This window comes from Mesorhizobium sp. M4A.F.Ca.ET.020.02.1.1, from assembly GCF_004022645.1.
GTDB lineage: Bacteria > Pseudomonadota > Alphaproteobacteria > Rhizobiales > Rhizobiaceae > Mesorhizobium.
In genome coordinates, this window is sequence record NZ_RZOI01001036.1 from 1 (window position 1) to 1,578 (window position 1,578).

At 65.1% G+C, this 1,578-nt stretch carries 1 pseudogene; it reads left to right on the top strand.

Annotated features, from left to right (window positions below):
* Window positions 1-1,538: pseudogene (locus EN742_RS34515) on the top strand (tetratricopeptide repeat protein); the annotation flags it as partial.
* Between the last annotated feature and the right edge of the window lie 40 nt (window positions 1,539-1,578).

Consider the following 1,578-nt stretch of genomic DNA (forward strand, 5'->3'; position numbering starts at 1 on the left):
CGCTGCAACAGGCCATCGACGCCTACCGGATAATCCTGAACTTCATTCCCAACGGCGAACAGAACCGCGACTGGGCGATCACCCGCAACAACATGGCGGTGGTGCTGCAGACGATCGGCGAACGCGAGACCGACACGACCAGGCTTGAAGCGGCAGCCCAGATCTTCCGTGACTCGCTTGCCGTCTTCGAGCGCGAGAAGGACGATCTCAATTGGGCCGCGGCCCAGAACAATCTCGCCAATGTGCTGTTGAAGATCGGCGAGCGCGAGAGCGACCCCAAGCACTTGAACGAGGCGGTTGCCGCCATGCGCGCGACGCTGGTGAAGCGCCCGCGCGAGAAAGTGCCGCTCGACTGGGCGGCCTCGCAGAACAATCTCGGCCTGGCGCTCTATGCGCTCTCGGAGCGGGAGCCCGGCGGTGAACGCCTCACCGAGGCCGAGGCCGCCTATCGGCTGGCGCTGCAGGAATATACGCGCGAGAAGTCGCCGGCGCAGTGGGCGATGGTTGAGAACAATCTCGGCAACACGCTGGTGTCGCTGGGCACGCAGCGCAACGATCAGGCGAAGATCACCGAGGCGGCCGCGGCCTTCCGCGCCGCGCTCGAGATCCGCACGCGCGAGACCTTCCCGGTTTCCTGGGCGACCAGCCGGCTCAATCTCGGCAACGCGCTGAGCAGCGCCGCCCGCTTCGATCTCGGCACTGGCGAGCTCGAAGAAGCGGCGACGGCCTATGGCGATGCGCTGACCGTCTTCACCCGCAAGCGTTTCCCGATGGACTGGGCTTCCACCCAGAACAATCTCGGCTCGGTCTACCAGACGCTCGGCCAGCGCGCCCGCGATCCGGCGAGACTGGAGCAGTCGGTTGCCGCCTTCCGGGCGGCGCGGCGCATCTACACCAGGCGCGCCTTTCCGCTCGACTGGGCGATGACCGCCTACAATCTCGGCAACACGCTGCAATTGCTCGGCGGCCTGTCCGACAAGCCGGAACACTACAGGGATGCGGCGATGGCCTATCGCGACGCGTTGCGAGAATACAAGCGCGAGACGACGCCGCGGCAATGGGCGCTGGCCCAGGCCGGCCTCGGCTCGGCGCTGCATTGGCTGAGCATGGCCGAAGGCGATACCAAGTCCCTGGCCGAGTCGGTCGCCGCGCGCCGGGCCGCGCTCGAGGTGCAGACCTTCGAAACCGCGCCCGTCGACTGGGCAAACGCGCAGAACGGCATCGGCATGAGCCTGCTCAATCTCGGCACGCTCGAACGCAGCGGCAAATATCTGGACGAGGCCGAAGCCGCCTTCCAGGCGACACTCAAGGTGTTCACCCGTGAGAGCCAACCGCTGCAATGGGCCTTCGCTCAGAACAATCTCGGCGACGTCCATTGGAACCGCGCCAGCCAAGGCGGCGGCGACGCCGAATATATGAAAGCGATCGAGTTCTTCGAGAACGCCAAGCAGGGTTTTGCCGAAGCCGGCTACACCATCCCGATCCCGCTCACCGACAAGAAGATCGAGCTGGTGAAGCAGCAACTAGCGAAGAAATAGCCCGTGCTTGTCTTTCAGCCGGCTTTGCGGTCCCTATATG